The 24,865-nt window shown below is 68.4% G+C and carries 20 protein-coding genes and 2 pseudogenes; 19 read left to right on the forward strand and 3 right to left on the reverse strand.

Annotated features, from left to right (window positions below; all coding sequences use genetic code 11):
* On the forward strand, window positions 1-482 hold a 482-nt coding region (locus ON39_RS12390; protein WP_040733785.1), incomplete at its 5' end, for a phenylalanine--tRNA ligase subunit beta-related protein.
* A 270-nt stretch (window positions 483-752) separates the two neighbouring features.
* Here ON39_RS12390 and ON39_RS12395 read toward each other — a convergent pair.
* A complete protein-coding gene (locus ON39_RS12395; RefSeq protein WP_051186537.1) occupies window positions 753-1,343 on the reverse strand; it encodes a hypothetical protein in 591 nt (196 codons plus the stop codon).
* Between the two features lie 83 nt (window positions 1,344-1,426).
* Between ON39_RS12395 and ON39_RS12400 the strand changes: the two genes are divergently transcribed.
* The 12 genes and pseudogenes from ON39_RS12400 (at window position 1,427) to ppc (ending at window position 14,015) form a co-directional block, all read left to right on the forward strand.
* Window positions 1,427-1,900 (forward strand): MarR family winged helix-turn-helix transcriptional regulator, encoded by a 474-nt coding sequence (locus tag ON39_RS12400; RefSeq protein ID WP_246003186.1) that lies wholly within the window; start codon window positions 1,427-1,429, stop codon window positions 1,898-1,900.
* A gap of 33 nt (window positions 1,901-1,933) precedes the next feature.
* Entirely contained in the window at window positions 1,934-2,701 is a 768-nt protein-coding gene (locus ON39_RS12405; RefSeq protein ID WP_040733789.1) for an alpha/beta hydrolase, read from the forward strand.
* A 47-nt stretch (window positions 2,702-2,748) separates the two neighbouring features.
* A complete protein-coding gene (locus ON39_RS49830) occupies window positions 2,749-3,267 on the forward strand; it encodes a hypothetical protein (protein ID WP_051186539.1) in 519 nt (172 codons plus the stop codon).
* Window positions 3,268-3,345: 78 nt separating this feature from the next.
* Window positions 3,346-4,368: a hypothetical protein gene (locus ON39_RS12415; RefSeq protein WP_040733792.1), complete on the forward strand. Its 1,023-nt coding sequence runs from the start codon at window positions 3,346-3,348 to the stop codon at window positions 4,366-4,368.
* A 335-nt stretch (window positions 4,369-4,703) separates the two neighbouring features.
* Entirely contained in the window at window positions 4,704-7,364 is a 2,661-nt protein-coding gene (locus ON39_RS12420) for a sensor histidine kinase (RefSeq protein ID WP_040733821.1), read from the forward strand.
* 41 nt (window positions 7,365-7,405) lie between these two features.
* The gene (locus ON39_RS12425; RefSeq protein ID WP_051186541.1) at window positions 7,406-7,789 is read left to right on the forward strand and encodes a roadblock/LC7 domain-containing protein; all 384 of its coding nucleotides are present in this window, start codon (window positions 7,406-7,408) and stop codon (window positions 7,787-7,789) included.
* A gap of 44 nt (window positions 7,790-7,833) precedes the next feature.
* Window positions 7,834-8,232 (forward strand): DUF742 domain-containing protein, encoded by a 399-nt coding sequence (locus ON39_RS12430; protein ID WP_246003185.1) that lies wholly within the window; start codon window positions 7,834-7,836, stop codon window positions 8,230-8,232.
* Between the two features lie 28 nt (window positions 8,233-8,260).
* Complete coding sequence (locus ON39_RS12435) at window positions 8,261-8,824, forward strand: GTP-binding protein (protein ID WP_085998164.1); 564 nt, start codon at window positions 8,261-8,263, stop codon at window positions 8,822-8,824.
* A gap of 81 nt (window positions 8,825-8,905) precedes the next feature.
* On the forward strand, window positions 8,906-9,463 hold the full coding sequence (locus ON39_RS12440) for a sugar O-acetyltransferase (RefSeq protein WP_040733798.1): 558 nt from the start codon (window positions 8,906-8,908) through the stop codon (window positions 9,461-9,463).
* A gap of 38 nt (window positions 9,464-9,501) precedes the next feature.
* A pseudogene (locus tag ON39_RS12445) lies at window positions 9,502-10,630 on the forward strand (AAA family ATPase).
* A 106-nt stretch (window positions 10,631-10,736) separates the two neighbouring features.
* Complete coding sequence (locus tag ON39_RS12450) at window positions 10,737-11,156, forward strand: VOC family protein (RefSeq protein ID WP_040733800.1); 420 nt, start codon at window positions 10,737-10,739, stop codon at window positions 11,154-11,156.
* An 87-nt stretch (window positions 11,157-11,243) separates the two neighbouring features.
* Window positions 11,244-14,015 (forward strand): phosphoenolpyruvate carboxylase, encoded by a 2,772-nt coding sequence (gene ppc / locus ON39_RS12455; protein WP_040733802.1) that lies wholly within the window; start codon window positions 11,244-11,246, stop codon window positions 14,013-14,015.
* 54 nt (window positions 14,016-14,069) lie between these two features.
* Here ppc and ON39_RS48145 read toward each other — a convergent pair whose 3' ends face one another.
* Entirely contained in the window at window positions 14,070-14,237 is a 168-nt protein-coding gene (locus tag ON39_RS48145) for a hypothetical protein (RefSeq protein WP_174412521.1), read from the reverse strand.
* Window positions 14,238-14,404: 167 nt separating this feature from the next.
* A complete protein-coding gene (locus tag ON39_RS12460; RefSeq protein ID WP_040733804.1) occupies window positions 14,405-15,310 on the reverse strand; it encodes a LysR family transcriptional regulator in 906 nt (301 codons plus the stop codon).
* Window positions 15,311-15,381: 71 nt separating this feature from the next.
* On the opposite strand from ON39_RS12460, the gene ON39_RS12465 reads away from it, so the two are divergent.
* The 6 genes and pseudogenes from ON39_RS12465 to ON39_RS50545 form a co-directional block, all read left to right on the forward strand.
* On the forward strand, window positions 15,382-17,163 hold the full coding sequence (locus ON39_RS12465) for a gamma-glutamyltransferase family protein (protein WP_040733807.1): 1,782 nt from the start codon (window positions 15,382-15,384) through the stop codon (window positions 17,161-17,163).
* Window positions 17,164-17,443: 280 nt separating this feature from the next.
* Complete coding sequence (locus tag ON39_RS12470; RefSeq protein ID WP_246003184.1) at window positions 17,444-18,955, forward strand: ABC transporter substrate-binding protein; 1,512 nt, start codon at window positions 17,444-17,446, stop codon at window positions 18,953-18,955.
* 183 nt (window positions 18,956-19,138) lie between these two features.
* Window positions 19,139-20,770, forward strand: a complete 1,632-nt coding sequence (locus ON39_RS12475; protein WP_040733813.1) for an ABC transporter substrate-binding protein — start codon at window positions 19,139-19,141, stop codon at window positions 20,768-20,770.
* A gap of 6 nt (window positions 20,771-20,776) precedes the next feature.
* Entirely contained in the window at window positions 20,777-21,733 is a 957-nt protein-coding gene (locus ON39_RS12480; protein WP_040733815.1) for an ABC transporter permease, read from the forward strand.
* A complete protein-coding gene (locus ON39_RS12485; RefSeq protein ID WP_051186540.1) occupies window positions 21,730-22,644 on the forward strand; it encodes an ABC transporter permease in 915 nt (304 codons plus the stop codon). The genes ON39_RS12480 and ON39_RS12485 overlap by 4 nt, the downstream gene beginning before the upstream one ends.
* A gap of 10 nt (window positions 22,645-22,654) precedes the next feature.
* Window positions 22,655-23,563: pseudogene (locus tag ON39_RS50545) on the forward strand (ABC transporter ATP-binding protein); the annotation flags it as partial.
* Between the last annotated feature and the right edge of the window lie 1,302 nt (window positions 23,564-24,865).

Raw genomic sequence — 24,865 nt, forward strand, 5'->3', positions numbered from 1 at the left:
GCAGGCCCGCCGCGCAGCTGCCGTGGCATCCGGGTCGCTGCGCCGAGCTGGTCGTGGACGGTGTGGTCGTCGGCCACGCCGGCGAACTGCACCCCGCCGTGCTCGAGCGCTCCGGCCTGCCCCCGCGCACCTGCGCCGTCGAGCTCGACCTCGACGCCCTGCCGCTGCGCGAATCCCGCCCCGCCCCAACGATTTCCCCGTTCCCGGCGGTGCTCCAGGACGTCTCCGTCAGCGTCGAGAAGGCGACGCCCGCGGCCTCGGTCGAGTCGGCCCTGCGCACCGGCGGCGGTGACCTGCTCGAGGACATCGCGCTCTTCGACGTCTACGAGGGCGCCCAAGCGGGCGAGGGTCGCAAGTCCCTCACCTACGCCCTGCGGTTCCGTGCCACCGACCGCACCCTCACCGAAGACGAGGCCAGCGCCGCCCGCGACGCCGCGGTAGCCGCCGCGGCGGACGCCGTAGGCGCGGTCCTGCGCGGCTGACCCCGCATCCGAATTACGCTGCCGCGCACGAAATCGTCTGTGATTTCCTGCGCGGCAGCGTATTCGGCGTGCGCCGGGATGCGATGTGGCCCACTGGATACCGTCGCCTTGTCCAAGGCGACATGGTGTTCTGCGATTCGAGGTGGATGGGCGCGGTGCCGAGTTGTTGATCACTACAGTCGGCTCGCTGTGACCGAGGCGCATATCCCGCCGTCGCTGACGGCGCGCGGTGGTGAACCCGGCGTAGCCGCGAATCGGCGGGCGCGACGTTCACGCGGGTTCGGGCAGCACTCTCGGGTCCGTCGGCGACGTGCGCTCGTCCGCGCGGCGCGCAGGTCCGGTCGCGACCATCGCCGCTCCCGCGAGCAGGACGGGAACCGCGTAGGCGGACATCGCCGCGAAGCCGAGCGACGCCCACATCGCCAGCGTGAATGTCGCGAGCAGCCCGGCTGTGGCCGCCGCGACGACGCGAGGGCGCACGCCGATGAGTAGCGCGGCGCCCAGCACGAATTCGACGACCGTCGCCGCGAGTGCGATGCCCCCGGTCAGCCTACTGACGAAGGTAGGCAACAACGTTCGCGTGTAGTCGATGAAAGCCGCGAACGACCCCCAGGAGACGCCGTCGTCGCCGGGCGCGCCGAGCAGGCCGAAGCGGTCGGCGACCGATCCGAGCAGGAGCAGTCCGAGCACAGCTCGTACCGCGACGCAGACGACACGGAAGCGACCGAGCGTCCCGACGTGCACGGCGACGATCGCGACGGCGGTCGCGGTGATCCAGCCGAGCGAGCCGTCGAAGAACAACAGCCAGGCCAGTTCGGTGAGCAGCGCGGCGCAGGCAAAACCCCATGCGGCAGTTCGCATATCAGAACCCTTCGAGATAGTAAGGTGCCTTACTAACACTAAGAGTGGGAGTGAATATGGTCAAGCGCCTTACTAATCCGTTGGTGGATCGCCCTGCGCCACTGGGAAATCTGCTGTTCGCCGCGGCGCGCACGTTGTCGGCCGAGCTGGACGCGGGCATCGCCGCCGCCGGTTTCGATGACGTCCGCGCGGCACACGCCCCGGTCTTCCAACTGGTCGAACCGGACGGCACCCGGATGACCACCCTCGCCGAGCGCGCGGGGATGACCAAGCAGGCGATGGGCGAGCTGGTGCGTCACCTCGAGGGGTGCGGCTACGTCGCGCTCGAGGTCGACCCGGCCGATCGGCGGGCCAGGCTCGTCCGCTTGACCACGCGTGGCTGGGCCGTCGTCGACGCGGGTGTCGCGGTGGTCGAGCGTTTCGATCGGCACCTGGACCGGATCGTCGGCGCGGCGGAGGTCGCCCGGTTGCGCGCCACACTGTCGCGCATCATCGACGGTGCCGGCTCCAGCTACGCCACCGAGCGGCAGAGCGCGAAAGTTGTGCGGGTCGAGTGACCGAACGCACGGGGGAGGGGTAAGAACGAGGGCATGCGACATCCGGCCAGTCCGATATTGAATGCGCTGACCTATCTGCCGGAGCGGCAGATAGTGCAGACCCCGGCCATTCTCGGTTTGCGCTATACCGATCTGTCGATCGCCACGGCGGACGGCGAGACGCTGCACGGGTGGTGGGTGCGTGCGCCGAAATCCGTCGGCCACATTCTGTTCGCGCACGGCAACGCGGGCAATATCGGCGATCGGGTCGCGCTGTTCGCGCTGCTCGTCGAGGCGGGATTCGATGTGCTCGCCTTCGACTATCGCGGGTACGGCCGGAGCACGGGCAGGCCCACCGAGCACGGCACCTATCTGGACGCGCGGGCGGCGCGGCGGGTGCTGCTCGACCAGCCCGACGTCGATCCGAAACGCGTGCTCTACCTTGGGAAGTCGCTCGGCGGCGGGGTGATGACCGAACTCGCCGTGGCGCATCCGCCCGCGGGCCTGATGCTCATGTCGACCTTCTCCGGCCTGCGCGACGCCGCCAGATCCGTCTACCCGTTCCTGCCGCGCCCGCTGGTCCCCGACGCGTACCCGAACGAACGACGCATCCGCACGCTGCGCGCCCCCGTTCTGATCATGCACGGCGACCAGGACGAACTCCTGCCGCTGCGTCACGCCGAACGTCTGTACGCGGCGGCTCGGGAACCGAAGCGCCTGAAGGTCTTCCCCGGCGCGGGCCACAACGATCTGATCATGGTGGGCGGCTCGGCCTGGTTCGAACTCGTGCGTGACTGGGCCGGTGCCATCGTCCGTTCGTGACACCAGCACCAGGCCCGTTCGAGCCGCGCCCTGCGTAGCCTGGTGCTATGACGGAAAACAGCGAGATCGCGGCTCGTTTGGCCGCGCTGTCCGACGGCGAACTGGCCGGCGTCATGCTGGTCGCCACCGCCGAACGCCCTCGCTTCGAGGTCGTGCACGCCGCCCTGCTAGGACTCCTCGAGGCCACTGAGACGAGCACCGTCGGCGGTGTGACTCCTACCACTGCGCCGACGTCGGTGCATGACGCGCCGCCGCTGCACGACGTATCCGGCCAGGTCGGAGCGGGTTCTGTGGTACCGGCGGTACCGGTACCGCCGACCGGTATCCACGCACCGACTGAGACAGGTGGATATTCACCGTCCGGAGTCCCTACTTGGGGGTCAGTTCGCGATAAAGTCGAACAGCGCTTCGGCACCGCGCAGGGGATGGGCGAGCTCGACCGGCAGACCCCCGCGGGCCGCAGCGCCGACGAGCAATGGGACGCGCGCGAGAAGGCGGCGCGCGAACGCCTGGACCGGATTCGGAAGTCGTTGCGCGGCAACGACACCGAAACACCCGGGTCCTGACCCGGCACCGCGGCCGGGCACAGCCGCGCCGGCATCCATTGCGGCGCACCGTACTACGACTGCGATGGGTGGAACACGATGACGGAGCCGCGCGAGATTGCTGAACGGCTACTCGAGGCACAGGTGGAGTTCGTGCTCGCGGAGGTGACCGGCGAACGCTTCGCCGAGGTCGTTGCGCGCGACGTCGAGTCGGTGCTCGGCGTGGCGGACACCCTGATCTTCCGCGACGTCGTCGAGGTCGATCAGGCCAAGGACACCGTCGCGACCATCATCGATCTCATCGGCGGCAGCCCCGTGATCGCCGACATGGTAGGTGTTTTCGCCGACTCGATCTACGACCACATCGCCGCCAACAACGACTACACCCTCGGCCAGGTGGTCGACCGCGAACCGGTGGAGGCGTTGCTGGAGAAGATCTTCGGCATGCACCAGGCCCAGGAGCGCATTCTGGACCGGCTCACCGAGAGCCCGCTGGTCGCCACCGTCGCCTCGAAGTTCGTCGACAAGTTGATCTCCGATTTCATGGAGGCCAACAAGCAGATCGCCGGTAAGATCCCCGGCGTCTCCTCGCTGATCTCGATGGGCCAGTCCGCGGCGAAGTCGGCGAAGAAGGCGACGGAGAGCACGTTCATCGGCGACATGGCGGGCAAGGGCGCGGTTTTCGCGCTCAAGCGCACCAACAACGCGATCCGCGAAATGCTGCGCGACGCACCGGTTCACGACGCCGCCATGGAATTCTGGGATCTGCACGCCGACGAGCCGGTCAGCGGCCTGCGCGATTATCTGTCGCAGAAGGACCTGAACGAGCTGGTGCTGCTCTGCTACGAAATCGCGGTCACCACGCGCGAGAAGGAATACTTCGGACTGCTTGTCGGCGAATGTGTCGAGGTGTTCTTCACCAAGTACGGCGATTACACCCTGGCGGCCATGCTGCCGGAGCTCGGCCTGACCCCCGAGGACATCACCACCGAAATCCTGCGCTACGGACCGGCGGTCATCGAGGGCGCGAAGCGAAACGGCGTGCTGGCCAAATTGATTCGGGAGCGGCTCGAGCCGTTCTACACCTCCGAGAAGGTGCTCGCGATTCTCGGCGGCGAGTAGCCGCGGCGCTCGATTGCCCACCAGTTGCCCTTAGCGCAACGCCCTGATGCTACAACCTTGTACGACCTTTCTGCCTTACTGGACAGTAGGTAGCAACAGGTTGCAGTACGGGGTTGAAAAGTATGAACAAAGTGCGCTGTGCGTGCTTCTCGAGTTGACGCCGGACCAGGCATATGGGATTTTGCTCGGAGACTTTCCGTGCGCTCGTCGTGGAGCTGTCACGGCCGGCTTTTCGGAGGAGTAGCAGGTTGGTGCGTTCACGTCTACGGCAACCAAAGCCCGGGGACACACCGGATCTCACTATTGCGGTTCCCTCCGGGATGCCCAGTGGCAAAATGTCCGCCATCGTCCGCCCCAGGACCATCGGCGGCCAGCTGACCCGAATTCTCGCGCTCGCACTGATTCTCGTGCTCGCGCTGCTGGGAGTCACTGTCTTCCGTGAGGTCTCGGACTACCGCGAGTCCAACGACACGGTGCAGGCCGTGTCGCTGGCGCTGAACGTGCAGGACCTGACCAACCAGATCCAGCGCGAGCTCGGTCTGAGCAACGGCCTGCTCGGCGGCGACAACCGTCTGCAACAGCCGCTGCTCGACCAGCGCGGCAAGGTCGACGCCGCGCTCGGCTCGCTCACCACCGCCGCCGCCGGGGACGCCCCCGGCGCCGATCAGGTGCGGGCCGCGCTCGGGCAGCTGAATCTGCTGGCCAACACCAGAACTCAGATCGACTCGCGCCGCGTCAGCCGGCAGGTCGTCTTCCAGTTCTACACCGACGCCGTCACCGCGCTGAACCACCTCGCGCTCGGCCTCGACCAGGCGCGTGACCCGCAGATCCAGCGCGGACTGCAGGCCCTCTACGCGCTCGGCGCGGCCAAGGAGGAGGTCGACAAGGAGCGAGGCTTCCTCAACGGCGTGTTCACCGCGGGCCGGTTCAACGGCGGCGAGTACGTGCAGTTCATGGAGATCCGCTCCACCAAGCTCGCGGGCTTCACCGCGTTCTCCCGCTATGCGACCAAGAGCCAGCAGGCCAAGCTGGACGCCGCGATGCTGAGCGAGAACGCCACCAAGGCAGACCAATCCGAGAGTGTCGCGATCGCGTCGAGCGACGGACCGCTCGTGCGCGAGGTCGACCCGATGACCTGGTGGACGCAGATGTCGAGCGTGCTCGACGAGCAGCGCGCCGTGCAGCAGTCGGTCGGCGAGGACGTGCAGGACCGCGCGGACAGCCTGCGCGCCGCCGCCCTGACCAAGCTCATCATCTTCCTCGTCGTCTCGGCGGTCGCCATCGTCGCGATGATCGCGCTGGTGATCACCTCGGTGCGCGCCATCGTGCGCCCGCTCGCCGCGCTGGCCGGCGAGGCCGACGACGTGGCCTCGCGCCGCCTGCCGCAGGTCATCGAGGCCTGGTCGCGCGCCGACGACAGCAGGCCCGAGGCGCCGATGCCGGTGCTGGCGCCCGCGGGCGCGAGTACCGAGATCGCCGCCGTGGCAAGCGCGCTCGACCGCGTGCAGACCACCGCCTTCGAGCTCGCCTCGCAGCAGGCGCTCGTGCGCCGCAACACCACCGAGTCCATGGCCAACCTGGCCAGACGCAACCAGAACCTGGTTCGCCGCCAGCTCGCCCTGATCAGCGAGTTCGAGCGCGAGGAACTCGACCCCAAGGGTCTGTCCAACCTGTTCGAGCTCGACCACCTGGCCACCCGCATGCGCCGCAACGCCGAGAGCCTGCTCGTGCTCGTCGGCGAGGCGAGCCCGCGCCGCTGGGCGCAGCCGATCGCGCTGAGCGACGTGATCCGCGCCGGCCTGTCCGAGGTCGACGACTACCGCCGCGTCGTGCTGCGCCGGGTGGACGACGTCATGATCACCGGCGCGGTGGTCAGCGAGCTCGCACACATGCTCGCCGAACTGATCGAGAACGGACTCGCCTTCTCCCCACCGGATCTCGAGGTCGAGATCTACGGGCGCCGGGTGCCGCACGGGTATCTGCTCGCGGTCGTCGACCACGGTGTCGGCATGCCGATGGACCAGCTGGCCCAGTCGAACGCGAGGCTGCGCGGCGAACAGGACTTCATCGTCGCGCCGACCCGCTACCTCGGCCACTACGTGGTCGGCCGGCTGGCCGAGCGGCTCGGCATCGACGTCGAACTCAACGTCTCGCCGGTCAGCGGCATCGTCGCGCGCATGTCGCTGCCGCTGGACATCCTTGTGCAGGAAGGGGATCGGCGACCGGCTGCGGTGCAGGCCAAGATCTCCGGCACCGGGCTGGAGCGTTCGTGGGGCGCCGACTCGGAGTCGAGCAATGTGCCCGAACTCGAGCCCGGCCCGAACAACAACGGCGCGATGAACTCGCCCGCCGTCATCCGCGGCACCACCGCGCCGGACCCGATCGCGCCGAGCCAGCGCGGCCCCGCGCACGCGGCGCCGGAGGACGAGTTCCACGGCGAGCGCCGGGCCGAGGGTCCGTGGACCGCGGCGCAGCGGGCGATCACGCGAGAGGAGCGCTACGACACCGGCCCGCAGCACGCCGCGCCGCAGGCCCCGCCCGCTCCCGCGCCGTCCGCGTACTCCCAATTCGTCTCCCCGCCAACGGTATCCACGCCGCCCGACACCTCGGACCGGTTGCTGACCGATACCGGAACGTGGCGGCTGCCCGACGCGCCGGAGGGCAACCACGGCGTCAACGGATCGGCGGCGACCGGAGCGGTGCCGCGCACCACGCGCAACGGACTTGTCAAGCGCAACAAGAAGTCTCGCTCCGCGGGCACAGCGCCCGGCGCCGATGCGCGGCGTGACGCCAATGGGACAACGGAGCGCCCGGATCGGTCGCCGATTCCGGAACGCACGCCGGAGGAAACCCGTAGCATGCTTTCGTCGTTCCGGGCCGGACACGAGCGCGGCGCGCCGCCGCCGCCGTCGTCCACCCGTCCCTATGTCGGTGCCCGCGACCACGACACCCGCGCCGACGATCAGGCTCAGACCATCGCAGAGGAGAACCGGTGACCACTCACTTGCCGAGCGCCGACCCGCACACGTTCAACTGGATGCTCGCCAACTTCGTCCGGGAAACCGACGGTGTCCGCGACACCGTGGCGGTCTCCTCGGACGGGTTGCTCATCGCGATGTCGGATGGCCTGGACCGCACCTCCGCCGACCGGCTCGCCGCCATGGTGTCGGGTCTGGCCAGTCTCGCCAAAAGTGCGTCGCGCAGTTACTCCTTCGACGGACTCAAACTGATCATGATCGAGATGAAGCGCGGCTTCCTGCTCGTCTCGGCCATGGGTGACGGCAGCTGCCTCGGCGTAATCGCCGATGGCAGTTGCGATGTCGGCCTTGTCGGCTACGAAATGGCCGTGCTGGCCGAACGCGCCGGGTCGCTCCTTGACCCGGCGTTGATTTCCGAATTGCGAGAGACGTTGCGAAGATGAGAGATCCAGACCGGCCGAGACTGCCGGACCCGCGGATGATCCCGATGAACCAGATGTTCGGGTGGTTCGATCCGGATCGCCCAGGCCAGCAAGAAGTACCGGCCGAAGAACTTGTCGACAGTGATGAACAGTTTGTGCGTCCCTTTGTCGTCACCGCGGGGCGCACCACGCCGTTGATGGACGGTTTGCGCATCGAGACGCTGGTGCAGGCACCGCCGTCGGCGCTGTCCGCGCCGCTGCAATTCGAACAGCGAACGGTGGTGCAGCTGTGCCAGAAGCCGCATTCCATCGCCGAAATCGGTACCGCGCTGCGTGTTCCGGTCGGCGTCGCGAAGGTCGTCGTGAGCGACCTCGTCGCCGGGGGTTACGCGACCGTGCGTGAGGCCGATCAACTGTCTACCGCTGCCATCGAGAGGATCAGGGACCTTGTACGGGCACTCTGACATGAACACTCCGCCGCCGCCGCCGACCATGCCGTCGTCGGTGAAGATCGTCATCAGCGGCGGATTCGGTGTCGGCAAAACAACTTTCATCGGCGCGATCTCCGAGATCGAGCCGTTGGTCACCGAGGCGGCGATGACCGAGGTGGCGATCGGCGTCGACGATCCGGGCCGGCGGGCGGACAAGACGCAGACCACGGTCGCGCTCGACTTCGGCCGAATCACGTTGGACCGCTCGCTGATTCTCTACCTCTTCGGCACGCCGGGGCAGGACCGGTTCGTCTTCCTGTGGGACGACCTCGTCGACGGCGCGCTCGGCGCGGTGATCATGGTGGACACCAGCCGCATCGGCGACTGTTACCCCGTGCTGGACTACTTCGAGGAGAAGCAGACGCCATTCGTGGTGGTGGTCAACCGCTTCGACAACGGCGTGCATTTCGACCTCGGCGAGGTGCGCGAGGCGCTCGAGCTCGACGACTGGATCCCCGTGCTGGAATGCGATGCGCGCGACCGTGAATCGGTCAAGGAGATCCTCGTCGCGCTCCTGGAGCAGGTTCTGTTCCACCGACTATCGGTCCAGGGTCTACCCGCCTGACGCCGACCGTCCAGAGAGTTACGGCCGCGCCCATCCCCTCAACGCGGCCGTAACCCCGGGCGGATGGCTAGGGTGTCGGGGGTGGGAGAACACAAGGAGCGGATGCTCCGCGGGGAGCTGTACCGGGACAACGATCCCGAGTTGGAGGCCGAGCGGCGGCGAGCCCAGCGGCTGTGCGACGAGTTCAACGCGAGCGGCGCCGACGATCGCGAGCGGCGCGACGCGGTGCTGCGGGAGCTGCTCGGCAAGTTCGGGGAGGGTTCGTGGATCAGGCCGCGGTTCCAGTGCGACTACGGCTATCTGATCGAGATCGGGTCGAACAGTTTTCTGAATTTCGATGCGATACTGCTGGATTGCGCGCCGATCGTCATCGGCGACGATGTGTCGATAGGTCCGCGGTGTCAGCTGCTGACGGCTCTCCATCCCATGGCGGACCACGAGCTGCGCAGGCAGCGGTGGGAGACGGCCGCGCCGATCCGGATCGGGAACAACGTGTGGTTCGGCGGCGGGGTGATCGTGTGTCCCGGCGTGACCGTCGGGGACGACACGGTGGTCGGGGCGGGCAGCGTGGTCACCCGGGACCTGCCGCCGCGGGTGTTCGCGGCGGGGAATCCGGCGCGGGTGATCCGCGAGCTGTAGCCGCCGAACCTGTCGTAGCCGATGGTTAGCCTTTGAGCATGTTGCGGACCCTGGCAATCGAGAACTACCGGTCGCTGCGCCAGGTGACCATGCCGTTTGGGGCGGCTCAATGTGGTGACCGGGGCCAATGGGAGCGGCAAGTCGAGTTTGTATCGCACGCTGCGGCTGCTGGCGGACTTCTCACGCAACGGGGCGATCGCCGCGTTGGCGCGCGAAGGCGGTGTGGCCTCGACGTTGTGGGCCGGGCAGGGCGGTTTGGGGGACACGACCGCGATCGGCGTGCGCGTCGGCTTCGCAGGCGAGGACTTCGGGTACGCGGCCGAACTCGGCCTGCCGGTGCCCGATTCGCAGTCGAAGTTCAACCTGGACCCGGTGATCAAGGCGGAGGCGGTCTGGGCCGGGCCGGTGCTGCGACCGGCCACCCTGCTCGCCGAGCGCGGCGGCCCGGTGGTGCGGCTGCGCGCCGACGACGGTGGCTGGGCGATGGTTCCGCACACGCTGCAACCGTTCGACAGCATGCTCAGCGAGCTGGCCGATCCGCAGAGCGCGCCCGACCTGCTGGTGCTGCGCGAGCGCATCCGGTCCTGGCGGTTCTACGACCACCTGCGCACCGACGCCGACGCGCCCGCGAGATCGCCGCAGATCGGCACCCGCACCACCGTCCTCGGTCATGACGGGGCCGATCTCGCCGCGGCCCTGCAGACCATCCGTGAGATCGGCGACGCCCAGATCCTCGCCGAGGCGGTGGATCGCGCGTTTCCCGGCAGCAGGGTCGAAATCATCAGCCGGGACGGCAGATTCGAGCTCGCGCTCTTTCAGCGCGGCCTGTCGCGACCGCTCGGCGGCGCCGAACTGTCCGACGGCACCCTGCGTTACCTACTCCTGGTGGCCGCGCTGCTGTCGCCGCGCCCGCCCGCGCTGCTCGTCCTCAACGAGCCGGAGACCAGTCTGCATCCCGAGTTGCTCGCGCCGCTGGCCGAACTCATCGCCACCGTCTCGGAGACCACTCAGGTGGTGGTCGTGACGCACGCCGAGCCGCTGGTCGCCGCGCTGGCGGCAAGCGCGGCGCAACCGCACACCGTCGAACTGGTGAAGGCGAACGGCGCGACCACCATCGCCGGTCAGGGCATGCTCGACCAACCGCCTTGGTATTGGCCGAAGCGCTAGTCAGCGCTAGTTTCTCAGCTGTGACCACGGACACCGTCCGAGCCGATGAATTCGCCTCGGGTCCGCCGTCAGTAATGATGTCCACATACTCGAAGGAGACACAACAATGAGCAACGGCAAAGATCTCGCACTCACCCATGTCGGCGTGCTCGTCGGCGACCACGACCAAGCGCTCGAGTTCTACCGCGACACCCTCGGCCTAGAGGTCCGCCAGGACATGCCGTTCGCCGGCGGCCGCTGGCTGACGGTCGGCCCGGCGAACCAGCCCGGCATCGAGTTCGTGCTCGAGACCCCCGCGATGGTGCCCGACGAGGCGGCCCGCGCTCTTGCGGAGTCCAGGCTGAAGGACGGCGCCGCGGGCCTGCTGATCTTCACCGTCCAGTCCGCCGACGACACCTTCGCCCGCCTGCGCGACGCGAACGTCGAGGTCACCCAGGAGCCCATCACCCAGCCCTACGGCGTGCGCGACTGCGGCTTCCGCGACCCCTGGGGCAACCACCTGCGCTTCTCCGAGGTTCAGGGCTGATCCACCCGCACGAACGCGCCGCCCACCGCGACACGATGTGGGCGGCGTCGCATGCCGGGGCGGGGGTGGCGGCAATACTGTTTGATCATGGGTGAATCGACGAGCGAGACGCAGCACGACGCTATTCGGCCGCTGCGCGACGATATCCGGTTTCTCGGTGGCGTACTCGGCGACACCATCCGTGACCACGAGGGCGCCGAGGTGTTCGACCTCATCGAGCGGGTGCGCATCGAGGCGTTCCGGGTGCGGCGCGCGGAGGTGGAGCGCAGCGCGGTGGCCGAGATGCTCGACGGGGTCGACATCGCGGTCGCGCTGCCGCTGATCCGTGCGTTCAGCTACTTCGTGCTGCTGGCCAACCTGGCCGAGGACATCCAGCGCGATCGGCGTCGCAAGGCGCACGAGGCGGCAGGAGAGCCGCCGCAGGATTCGTCGCTGGCCGCTACTTACCGCAAGCTCGACGCCGCGGCGCTGGACGGCGCCGCGGTCGCCGACCTGCTCGCCGACGCGCTGGTCTCCCCGGTAATCACCGCCCACCCGACCGAGACCCGTCGTCGCACGGTCTTCGACGGCCAGACCAGGATCACCGAGCTGATGCGGCTGCGCCAGCGCTACGCCGAAACCGACCGGGAGCGCGCCGATTTGGAGCAGCGCATCCGACGGCAGGTGCTCAGCCTGTGGCGCACCGCGCTGATTCGCCTGCAGCGCCTGCGGATTCAGGACGAGATCTCGGTGGGCCTGCGCTACTACGAGATCACCCTGTTCGACGTGATCCCGGCGATCAACGCCGAGGTGCGCGCGGCCCTGCGCTCGCGCTGGCCGGGCGCCGAACTGCTGCCGCGGCCGATCCTGCGGCCCGGCTCGTGGATCGGCGGCGACCGCGACGGAAACCCGTACGTGACAGCCGATGTCGTGCGCCAGGCCGGGCATCAGGCGGCGACGGTCGCGTTCACGCGCTACCTGCGCGACCTGGTCGAGCTGGAGAAGGCGCTCGCGCTGTCGGCCCGCCTCGTCTCGGTGACGCCCGAGGTGGCCGAACTCGCCGCGGCGGGATACCCCGATCCGGCGACCCATGCCGACGAGCCGTATCGCCGTGCACTGCATAGCCTTCGAGCACGACTGACCGCGACCGCGCGACGCGCACTCGGCGACGCCCCGCCGAACGGGCTGGATATGGACGCCGAGCCGTACCCGACACCGCAGGCGGTGCTCGACGATCTCGACGCGGTGGACGCCTCGCTGCGCGCCAGCGGCGACGGCCTGCTCGCCGACGACCGCCTCGCCGCCCTGCGACACGCGATCGAGTCCTTCGGCTTTCACCTGCAGGGCCTGGACATGCGGCAGAACTCGGAAATCCACGAGCAGGTCGTCGCGGAGCTATTGGCCTGGGCGGGTGTGCATTCCGACTACGCGAGCCTGTCCGAGCATGAGCGCGTCGAGCTGCTCGCGGCGGAGCTGCGCACACGCCGCCCGCTGCTCGGACCGTACGCCCAGCTCAGCGAGCTGGCCCGCAAGGAGGTCGACATCGTCTGCGCCGCACGCGATGTCGTGGACACCTTCGGCGCCGAAGCGGTGCCCAACTACATCATCAGCATGTGCACCTCGGTCAGCGACATGCTGGAGGCGGCGCTGCTGCTGAAGGAGGGCGGCCTGCTCGATTCCGGCGCGCCGGACGGGACGCCGCGCTGTTCGGTCGGCATCGTGCCGCTGTTCGAGACCATCGAGGATCTCGGCGCGGGCGCGGCGACACTCGCCGCAGCACTGGACGTTCCGGTGTATCGCGACCTGGTCGCCGCGCGCGGGATGAGCCAGGAGGTGATGCTCGGGTACTCCGACTCGAACAAGGACGGCGGTTACCTGGCCGCCAACTGGGCTCTGTACCGGGCCGAGCTGGATCTGGTCGAGGTGGCGCGCAAAGCCGGAATTCGCCTGCGGCTCTTCCACGGTCGCGGCGGCACCGTCGGTCGCGGCGGCGGCCGCAGCTACGACGCCATCCTCGCCCAGCCCGCCGGCGCCGTGCACGGCTCGCTGCGGCTGACCGAGCAGGGCGAGGTGATCGCCGCCAAGTACGCCGAACCCGGTGCGGCGCACCGTAATCTGGAGTCGCTGATCGCGGGCACGCTGGAGTCGACGCTGCTCGACGTCGAGGGTCTCGGGCCGGACGCGGAGCCCTCCTACGAGCTCATGGACGAACTGGCCGCCCGGGCCCGCGCCGCCTACGCGCGGCTGGTGCACGAAACACCGGGCTTCGTCGAGTACTTCCGGCAGTCCACGCCGGTGGCCGAGGTCGGCGACCTGAACATCGGCAGCAGGCCCGCCTCGCGCAAGCCGACCAACTCCGTGTCGGACCTGCGCGCCATCCCGTGGGTGATGTCCTGGAGTCAGGCCCGGGTGATGCTGCCCGGCTGGTACGGCACGGGAACGGCGCTGCAGGAGTGGATCGGCGGCGATCCGGAGCGGCTGGCGACCCTGACCGACCTGTACCGCCGCTGGCCGTTCCTGCGCACCGTGCTGTCGAATCTCGCGCAGGTGATGGCCAAGAGCGACCTCGACATCGCCGCCCGCTACGCCGAACTCGTCGAGGATGTGGCGTTGCGGGAGAAGATCTTCGGGATGATCCGCGACGAGCACGCCAGGACCATCCGCATGCACGCCGCGATCACCGGCAACGACCACCTGCTCGCCGACAACCCGTCCCTGGCCGAGTCGATCCACAACCGCTTCCCCTACCTGGAACCCCTGAACCAGATGCAGGTCGAACTGCTGCGCAGACTGCGCGCCGGTGACGATTCGGAGTTGGTGAAGCGCGGCATCCTGCTGACCATGAATGGCCTGGCCACCGCCCTGCGCAACTCCGGCTAGAGCTTTCGACCGCACACCTCCTTATCCCCGCGCCCCCTGACATGCGTGTGGATATCAGGAGGTGTGCGGCCGCCGCGGCGGCAGGTCGATATTGGTCAGCGCCGGGTCGCTGTCGATAGCCGAGGCCCAGGCCACCGTCGCGACCTGTTGGCCGGAGCCTGCCGCGCGGATCATGGCGGTGGTGCGCCCGGCCAGGTTGCTCTTCCACGCAACGCCGAGCATGCCTGCGCCGGCGGCGAAGCGGATGAGGTCGCGCCAGTCGCCGGTGGTCTAGATGAGACATCAGGAGGTTTTTCGGCCGAGGCGCGCATGGTGAGGTCGGCGGGCGCGCGCGGTTGCGAGTGTGCGGTGGGGCGCGTGGTGAGAGGGCGTGCGGTTGTGGCGCGGGATCAACTGGCGTGCGGCCGCCGCGCCCGCTTCGCCTGGCTGAGCGTCGTATCGATGAACGCCTGCGCCGCCGCGGTCAACGGTCCGCCGCGGTGCACCAACCACTGGGGCAGTTTCTCCGGCGGGTCGAACCGATAGACCTCGGCTCCCGCGCGGACCGCCAGATCGTGCCAGCCATCGGGCATGAGCCCGGAACCTATGCCGCGCAACACCATCGGCAGCACCACGCTGCGGTCGCCGACCTCGGCGGCGATGCGCAGATCGCCGACGGTGGCGGCCAGCCGGTCGAAGCGGGCCCGTACTGCGGTGGCGGGCTGGGTGATGACGAAGCTCATGCCGCGCAGGTCTTCCGGCGTGACCGTGCCGCCGGTGCCCAGCTGGGTGCCGGGCGGCGCGACGAGCAGGAACTGTTCGTCGCGCAGGTGATGCGCCACCAGACCTCGCCCGGCCGGCCGCTCCGCACTGCCGCACACCCCCGCCTCGCAGCGCCCGCGCAACACCATGGCGACCACCTCCGCGGCGGACAGCGCCGACCATGTGCCGACCGTCAGACCGGGGTGATGCTCGCGCAGCTCGGCGATGGTGCTGATCACCGGCTCCAACGTGGAGGACGAGGTGGCCGCCACGTCGACGCGCCCGACGACGCCCTCGCCCACGGCCTGCGCCGCGGCCCGCAGGGCATCCAGATCGCGCAGCACCTGCCGGGCCCGGTCGGCCATGAATTCGCCCGCGTTGCTGAGCACCGCGTTGCGCCCGACCCGGTGAAACAGCGCGACCCCCAGCTCGCGCTCGAGCTTGCCGATGGCCCGCGACAGCGACGGCTGGGCTACCCGCAAAGCCCGTGCGGCGTGCGTGAACCCGCCGTGTTCGACGATCGCGACGAAGTACTCGAGCTGCCTGCGTTCCATAACCATAGGCTATCGGTTTGGTGCCATAGATGTCTTGGACGTACGTACCGCCAGCGGGAGATACTCGGCGGGTGTTCACCACTCGTCCCACCTTGCAGGGCACCTTCGGGATGGTGTCGTCGACCCACTGGCTCGCCTCCGCCGCCGCGATGGCGGTGCTGGAGAACGACGGTAACGCGTTCGACGCGGCGGTCGCCGCGGGCTTCGTCTTACACGTGGTCGAGCCGCATCTGAACGGCCCCGCCGGTGAAGTGCCCATCATTCTCGCACCCGCGGGCCTGCCCCCGCGCGTGCTGTGCGGCCAGGGCCCGGCCCCGGCCGGCGCCACCATCGCCCGCTACAACGCCCTCGGCCTCGACCTGGTGCCCGGCACCGGTCCGCTGGCCGCCGCCGTGCCCGGCGCGTTCGACGCGTGGATGGTGCTGCTGCGCGACCACGGCACCAAGCGCCTGTCCGAGGTGCTCTCGTACGCGATCAGCAATGCCGAGCGCGGCCATCCCGCGGTCGAGCGGGTCGGCGAGACCGTCGAGACGGTACGCGAGCTGTTCGAGAACGAGTGGACCAGCTCCGCGGAGATCTACCTCCAAGACGGAAAGCCGCCCGCCGCAGGCGCTTTGCTGCGCAACCCGGCCCTGGCCGCCACCTGGCGCCGCGTGATCGCCGAGGCCGAGGCCGCCAGTAGCGACCGCGAGGGCCAGATCGAGGCCGCGCGCCGCGTCTGGCGCGAGGGCTTCATCGCCGAGGCCTTGGTCGCCGCGTCGTCGCGGCCGACCATGGACACCTCCGGCGAGCGGCACGTCGGCACGCTCACCGGCGACGATCTCGCGAATTTCCAAGCGTCGTACGAGAATCCGGTCACCTACACCTGGAACGGGTGGACCGTCGCCAAGCCTGGCCTGTGGAGTCAGGGCCCGGTCCTGCTCCAGCAGCTCGCGCTGCTCCCGGAGCGGCTGGAGTACGGCACGCCGGAGTACTACCACACCCTCATCGAGGGCTCGAAGCTCGCGATGGCCGACCGTGAGGCCTGGTACGGCGACAGCACCCAGGTGTCGCTCGCGACGCTGCTCTCGCCCTGGTACAACGCCCAGCGCAGCGCGCTGATCGGCCCACAGGCCTCCTACGAGCTGCGACCGGGCAGCCCGGACGGTCAGCGGCCCCGCCTCAGCGGCTACGTGCAGACCAATTCCGTTGGCGCGGTGGAGGTTCCGCAGGGCGCGGGGGAGCCGACGGTGGCCACCTCCGGCGCGACCCGCGGCGACACCTGCCAGCTCGACATCGTGGACCGCTGGGGCAATATGATCGCGGCGACGCCGAGTGGTGGCTGGCTGCAATCGAATCCGGTCGTGCCCGAGCTCGGCTTCCCGCTAGGCACCCGACTACAGATGGCCTGGCTCGAGCCGGGCCTGCCCAATTCCCTTGCCCCGGGCCGTCGTCCGCGCACCACGCTCAGTCCGTCGCTCGCGCTGCGCGACGGCGAGGCGGTGATGGCGTTCGGCACGCCGGGCGGCGATCAACAGGATCAGTGGAGCCTGCATTTCTTCCTCGCGGTCGCACTGCGCGAGAAAGTGCGTGGCGGGCTGGATCTGCAGGGCGCCATCGACGCGCCGAACTGGCATCAGGAGAGTTTCCCCGGCTCGTTCTATCCGCGGGCGATGAGTCCCGGCGCGGTGGTGGTGGAGTCGCGGATCGGTACCGAGGTCATCGATGACCTGGAGCGACGCGGACACCGCGTGACGGTGGGCCCGCCGTGGTCGGAGGGCCGGTTGTGCGCGGTGGCCCGAGACCGCGACAGCGGTGTACTTTCAGCGGGTGCCAATCCCCGCGGCATGCAGGGCTACGCCGCGGGCCGATAACTGAACAGATAAAGGTAAATAGCGGTCCGGAGACGCCGGACCGCTATTTGTCGTGTCATTTTCGGGCGCGCCCGGATTCATCCGATGACGCGGACGAGAACAATCCACAAAAGGATTACCCGGCGAGAAAAGTGCGAAACGTTGAAGTATCTTGTAGCGCATGCTCGCTCGCTTCACACGGATGCTGGTGCTCGGGGTAACCGCCGTCGCCATCGCCTCCTGCGCACCGGTACAGCACCCCGCTGGAACCGCAACGCACACAGATGATTACGGCACACCCGTGGGATCGCAGCCGGTACGTGAGGGCGGCGACCTGGTGATGGGCCTGTCCTCCGAACCCGACAAGCTCGACCCGACCACCTCCAGCTCGCTGTATACGCGTTACGTCATGAACTCGATCTGCGAGAAGCTCTACGACAACGACGCGTCCGGAAACCTGGTGCCGCAGTTGGCCACCGCGCTGCCCACCGTCTCACCCGACGGGCTGACGGTGACCATTCCGGTCCGCACCGGCATCAAATTCGCCGACGGCGCGCCGTTCGACGCCGCCGCCGTGCAGACCAGCCTGCAGCGGCACTTCAGCATGAAAACCTCGCAGCGAACCAGCGAAATGGGGCCGATCGCCTCGATCGAGACCGCCGACCCGACACACGTCGTGCTGCGCTACAAAAAGCCCTTCGCGCCGATCACCGCCGCGCTCGCCGACCGCGCCGGGATGATCATGTCCCCGGTGGAACTCGCGAAGGACGAGGGCAAGAATTTCGCCGACCACCCGGTGTGCATCGGGCCGTTCAAATTCGTCAAGCGCGTTCCGCAGACCTCGATCGTGGTCGAGCGCGATCCGCTGTACTACGACGCGCAGAAGGTGCACCTGGACAAGGTGACCTACCGCATCATGACCGACGCCAATATTCGCGCGTCGAATCTGCGCTCCGGTGACATCCAGGTCGCCGACACCATCTCCCCGCAGGACGTCGACGCGCTGGCCAAGGATCCGGACCTGCACCTGCTGCAGTCCGCGTCGCTCGGATTCCAGGGCATCTACCTCAATATCGGCAATGTCGACGGTGTCGGTAAGCCCGCCAAGCCGATCGACACCCCGCTCGCGAAGAATGCGCGCATCCGCGAGGCCTTCTCGCTGAGCATCGACCGGCAGACCCTGGTCAACACCGTGTTCAACAACTGGTACGAGCCTGCGTGCTCGGGCATCGTGCCCAAGAGCACCTACGCGACGCCGGCCGGAATCGCCTGCCCGCCTTACGATCCGCAACGGTCGAAGCAGTTGCTGCAGGAGGCGGGCGTGCCGATGCCGTACCCGATCACCTTGCAGGTCACCAACTCTCAGGACCAGCTCCGGTACGCGCAGGCCCTGCAGGCCAACGTCGCCGAGGGCGGCTTCGACCTGAAGATCGTGCCCGCCGAGTACTCGACGCTGCTCGACGTGCAGAAGCGCGGCACCTACGAGGCGATCCTGCTCGGCTGGTCGGGCCGGCTCGACCCCGACGCCAACATCACCCGATTCCTGACCACCGGTTCGGGCGGCAACTACGGCGGTTTCAGCTCGCCGAAGCTGGACGATCTGCTGGCCAAGGCCTCGCGCACCGGCGACACCGCCCAGCGCGCCGAGCTCTACGGTCAGGCGACGAAGGTCATCCAAGAGGAGAACCCCTACCTTTACACCTACCGAATTCGCGTGCTGACCGTGCACACCACGCGAGTGACCGGCATCGAGGCCTACGCCGACGGTGTCGTCCGGCTCGGCAAGGCCGCCTTCACGGATCAGAAGAGCTGAAAAAGCGCGCCGCGGCGCAATAGTCGAACACCGTGCAGGAATAGCGGTCCGGATTCGCCGGACCGCTATTTCCCGTCTCTTTTTCCGCGCTCCGAGATTTCGTGCGGTGGCGGCTAAGAGAACAATGTACAAAAAGAAACGGTGGTGGCGAAAAATGCAGCGTGTTGAAGTATGTTGTAGCGCATGCTCGTTCGCTCCACTCGGATGGCGGTCCTCGGTGTCGTCGCCGCCGTCCTCGCTGCCTGCGCACCGACGCAACACCCGACCGAAGCCGCGACGCACGTCGACGACTACGGCACGCCCGTAGGCACGCAGCCGGTGCGCGAGGGCGGTGATCTGGTGATGGGCCTGTCGAACGAACCGGACAAGCTCGATCCGACCACCTCCAGCTCGCTCTATATGCGCTACGTCATGAGCACGATCTGCGAGAAGCTCTACGACAACGACGCGTCCGGAAACCTGGTGCCGCAGTTGGCCACCGCGCTCCCCGACATCTCGGCGGACGGCTTGACGGTGACCATCCCGCTGCGCAGCGGGATCCAATTCGCCGACGGCACAACCTTCGACGCGACCGCGGTCGAGACCAGCCTGCAGCGGCACTGGAAGCTGGAGGGCTCCCAGCGCACCGGCGAGATGGGCCCGATCAACGAGATCGAGGCCGCGGACTCGACCCACGTGGTGATCAAGTACAACGAGCCGTTCGCGCCGCTCACCGCCGCGCTCGCCGACCGCGCCGGGATGATCATGTCGCCCGCCGCGCTGAAGGAGGCGGGCAAGAACTTCGGCGATCACCCGGTGTGCGTCGGTCCGTTCAAGTTCGCCAAGCGGGTGCCGACGACGTCGATCTCGGTCGTGCGCGACCCGCTGTACTACGACGCGAAGAACGTGCACTTCGACTCGATCACCTACCGGATCATGGCCGACCCCAAGATGCGCGTGTCGAACCTGCGCTCCGGCGACATCCAGGTGGCCGACACCATCTCCCCGCAGGACGTCGACGCGCTGGCGAAAATGCCGCAGCTGCGCGTGTTGCAGTCGGGCTCGTTCGGCTTCCAGGGGCTGTACATCAACATCGGCAATGTCGACGGCGCCGGCAAACCCGTCAAGCCGATCGACACCGCCATCGCGAAGGACGCGCGCGTGCGGCTCGCGTTCTCGCTGAGCACGGACCGGCAGTCGCTGGTGAAGAAGGTGTTCAACAACTGGTACGAGCCGGCCTGCACGCCGATCGCGCCGCGCACCTCCTACGCGACGCGGGCCAGCACCGCCTGCCCGCTGTTCGATCCGCAGCGCTCCAAGGAGCTGCTCCAGGAGGCGGGCGTGCAGCTGCCGTACCCCGTCACCCTGCAGGTGATGAACGTGCCCGATCAGCTCCAGTACGCACAGGCCTTGCGCGACAGCGTGGCCGAGGGCGGATTCGATCTGCGGATCGTGCCCGCCGAGTACTCGGCCATGTTGGACGCGCAGAAGCGCGGGACATACGAGGCGCTGCTGCTCGGCTGGTCCGGCCGCATCGACCCGGACGGCAACACCGCCCGGTTCCTGACCACCGGCTCGAACGGCAACTACAGCGGATACAACTCGCCCGTCCTCGACGACCTCCTGGGCTGGGCCGCACACAGTACGAGCGCCGCGCAACGCGGTGCGCTTTATGAGCAGGCGGTGCGATTCATCGCGCGGGAGAACCCGTATGTCTACACCTACCGGCTGCGTAACTTGACCGTGCACTCGACGTGGGTGACGGGCATCGAGGTGTACGCCGACGGCGCTGTCCGGCTCGGCAAGGCCGCGTTCGTCGCGGATCGGAAGGGCTGAAAAACCATGTTGCAGTATGTGTTCCACCGTCTGTGGCAGTCCGCTGTCACGTTGGTGCTCGCCTCGATCGTGGTGTTCGTCGGGGTGCGCGCGCTACCGGGCGACCCCGCCACCGTGATGGCGGGCGAGCAGGCCGATCCCGCGGCCCTGGCCGCCGTGCGCGCCGAGCTCGGGCTCGACCGGTCGTTGCCCGTGCAGTACTTCGAGTTCGTCTGGCACGCGCTGACCGGCGACTTCGGGCGGTCGATCCGCACGGGGACGCCGGTGATCGACATGATCGGCACCACGCTGCCGGTCACCGTGCAGCTCGCGGTGTACGCCATGCTCATCGCGGTGCTGGCCGGTGTGGTCGGCGGCGTGATCGCGGCGGTGTACCGCGGCCGCTGGCCCGAGTGGGCCGCCAACGGGTTCTCCCTCGCCGCGCTGTCGGTGCCGACCTTCTGGGTGGGCATCCTCGCCGTGCTGTACCTGTCGGTGCAGCTGAACTGGTTCCCCGCCTCGGGTTACGTGTCGCCGTTCGAGCATCCGCTGCGCGGCCTCTACTTCCTGACGCTGCCGGCGATCATCCTCGGCCTCGCGCACGCGGCGGTGGTGCAGCGCCAGACCCGCTCGTCCATGGTGGAGACGCTGACCGCCGACTTCGTGCGCACCGCGCGGGCCAAGGGGCTCAGCCGCGGCGCGGTGATCTTCCGATTCGGTCTGCGCAACAGTCTGATCGTGGTCACCACCATCGTCGGCCTGCAGCTCGGCGGTCTCATCGCCGGCGCGGTGGTCACCGAGCGCATCTTCAGCCTGCCCGGCATGGGCAAGCTCACCCTCGACTCGGTGTTCACCCGCGACTACCCGGTGATCCAGGCGGTCATCCTGGTGATCGCCGCGTCCTACATCGTGATCAACCTGCTGGTCGATGTGCTGTACACGGTGATCGACCCCCGCGTGCGAGTGTCCGGGAGGGCGCAATGACAATCACCGATACCCCGGTCGTCGAGGCGAGCCCCGGCGTCGAAGCCCAGCCGCTGCAGACGCCGCCGCTGGCCGCGGTGCGCGGGCGCGTGCTGCGGCAGCTGTGGCACAACCCGCTCGGCATGGTCGGCGCCGCGCTGCTGCTGATCGTGGTCTTCGTCGGCGTGTTCGCGCCGCTGCTCGCGCCCTACGCGCCGAGCGAGGTGCACTTCCCGACGCCGTTCCAGCGGCCCGGCACCGTCGGATTTGCTTTGGGCACAGACGATCTCGGCCGAGACATCCTCTCCAGGGTGCTCTACGGCACGCGCGCCTCGCTCGAGGTCGGCGTGCTCTCGGTGCTGTGCGCGGTCCTCATCGGCGTGCCGCTCGGCCTGCTGGCCGGGTACTGGCGCTCGCTGGACATGATCCTGTCGCGGGTGTCCGACGTGCTGCTCGCGTTCCCGTTCATCATCCTCGCCGTCGGGCTGACCGCCATCAACGGCGGCGGGCTCGCCGACGCCGCGATCGCGCTCGGCATCGCGCAGGTGCCGGTGATGATGCGCGTGGTGCGCGCGGAAACGTTGCGGCTCAAGGAGACCGACTTCGTGCTCGCCGCGACCACCATGGACGTCCCGTCCTGGCGCATCCTCGGCGAGCACATCCTGCCCAACTCGCTCGCGCCGATCATCGTGCAGGCCACGGTGATCATGCCGACCGCCGTGATCGGCGAGGCGATCCTGTCGTTCCTCGGGCTCGGCATCAAGCCGCCCGCGCCGAGCCTCGGCATCATGCTGTCCGACGCACAGCAGTACCTGCTTCGCACGCCCTGGCCGGGCATCTTCCCCGGTGTGGCGCTCGCGATCATCTGCTTGGGATTCAACCTCTTCGGCGACGCCCTGCGGGACGCGCTCGACCCGAAGACACGGCGCTGAAGGAGCCCGAATGAGTACAGACTCGCCTAGCGATGCGACCAACGGCGCTCGGGTGACCGGTGGGCAGCCTCTCTTGGAGATCAGCGATTTGCGAGTGTCCTTCGGCGCGGTGACCGCCGTGCAGGGCGCGGACCTGATCATTCAGCCCGGGGAGCGGGTCGCGGTGGTCGGCGCCTCCGGGTCCGGCAAATCGACCATGGCGCACGCGATCATGGGCCTGCTGCCCGGCTCCGGCCGGGTCACCGGCGGCACCATCCGGTGGCGCGGGCAGGACATTACGCACGCCGAGGAGAAGCGGCTGCGCGAACTGCGCGGCAAAGAGATCGGTTTGGTGCCGCAGGACCCGATGTCCAACCTGAACCCCGTCTCCCGGGTGGGCCGTCAGGTCTCGGAAACCCTGCTCGCACACCGCATCTGCTCGCGTAGCGAGGCCAAGGAGCGGGCCATCGAGCTGCTCGGCCAGGCTGGCCTGCCCGAACCCGCCCGCCGCGCAAGGCAATACCCCCACGAGTTCTCCGGCGGCATGCGCCAGCGCGCCCTCATCGCCATCGGCCTGGCCTGCCGCCCCGCCCTCCTCATCGCCGACGAGCCCACCTCGGCGCTGGACGTCACGGTGCAGCGCCAGATCCTCGACCATCTCGAAAAGCTGACCCAAGAACTCGGCACCGCACTGCTCCTGGTGACGCATGATCTTGGCTTGGCCGCTGAGCGGGCGGACCGCGTGGTGGTGATGTCGGACGGTAAGGTTGTCGAGTCCGGTGTCGCGCGTGAAGTGTTGACCGATCCGCAGGAGGAGTACACGCGTCGCTTGGTCGCCGCCGCGCCCGCGCTGATCGCGCCGCGGCGCGCGGATCCTGTTGTCGTGGACGAGGTTTTGGAGGAATTGGACGCGGCCGTGGGTGAGAAGCCCGCTGCTGGTGCCGATTCGGGCGACAAGGCGGTTGCGGAGGAGACGGTCGCCGATCGCAAGTCGACCAATGGTGTTGCCAAGAACGGTGTCGCCGAGAAGGCCGATGCGACGGTCGTCGGGGATGAGGTCGTGTCCGACAAAGTCGCCGACGAGAAGCCTGCCGAGAACGAAGCTGCCGCCGAGCCCGTAGACAAGGCCGTAGCTGCCGAGACAGCCGACGGCAAAGCCGCCGACGACGAGAACAAGGTCGCGGCACAAGGTTCCAAGGAGCCGGCAGTCGCCGAAGAGGCGGCTGGCAAGACGGCTGAAGCCGAGGCCGTCGAAGCAGAAGCCGCAGACGCCGAGGCCGCTGATGAGGAGGCCGTCGCCGAGAAGGCTGTTGACGCGGAGGCCGCCGCTGACACGTCCGCGGCCGAAAAGCCCACTGCCAGTTCACCTGTCGCAGACACCACCGATGCGGACACGGCCATCGACGAAAAGGTGGTCGCCGCCGCGGACACGGGCACCGCAGAAAAGTCGGCCGCCGACAAGACCTCAGCCAAAAAAGCCACCGCCGCAACAACCGCGGACGGCAATGGTGCCGCCGACAAGGCCGCCACGGAAACGATCCCCGACCAGTCCGCGACCGATCAGGCCGCCGACAATGAGGTCGCCGCCACCGTCAGTGGTGGCACCGATGAGGGTGCCACCACTGACGCCGCGGCCGATAAGGATGCCGACGCCATCGCCGACGCGTCTACCGCCGTCAAATCTGCCACGGACCTGGCAACCGACGAGGCCCCGGCCGACGAGGGGGACACGAAGGCCGCTGCCGTGGATACGTCGGCCGCAGGCAAGGGCACTGTCGATGGCATTGCGGCAGAGGCGGCAACGACCGATGAGGCTGTAGCTGAAAAGACCGCCACGCAAACGTCTTCCACCGATTCGGCCACTGCGGGCGATGGTGCCGCCGACCAGGTTGCCGCCGAAACGACTGCCGCCGGCAAGTCCGCTACCAGCGAGCTTGCCACCGAACCGGCCGCCGTTGATACGGCCGCCGCCGAAGAGACTGCTGCCGACGAGGCCGCCGCTAAGGGCGACACTGATGAGGGTGCCACCACTGCAGGGGCGGCCGACAAGGATGCCGGCACCGCTGACACATCCGATGCGGCTGAGCCCGTCACGGATTCGGCCGCCGGCGACGAAGCGGCTGCGGGTGAGGTGGCCGCTGACAAGGCCAGCGCTGAGCGCACTGCCGACGAACTCGCCGCAGATCCAGCGGTCGCCGGCCAAGCTGCCGTTGATGGAGTCGTAGCCGACACGGTTGCGGCT

The organism is Nocardia tenerifensis NBRC 101015 (genome assembly GCF_000308715.1).
GTDB lineage: Bacteria > Actinomycetota > Actinomycetes > Mycobacteriales > Mycobacteriaceae > Nocardia > Nocardia tenerifensis.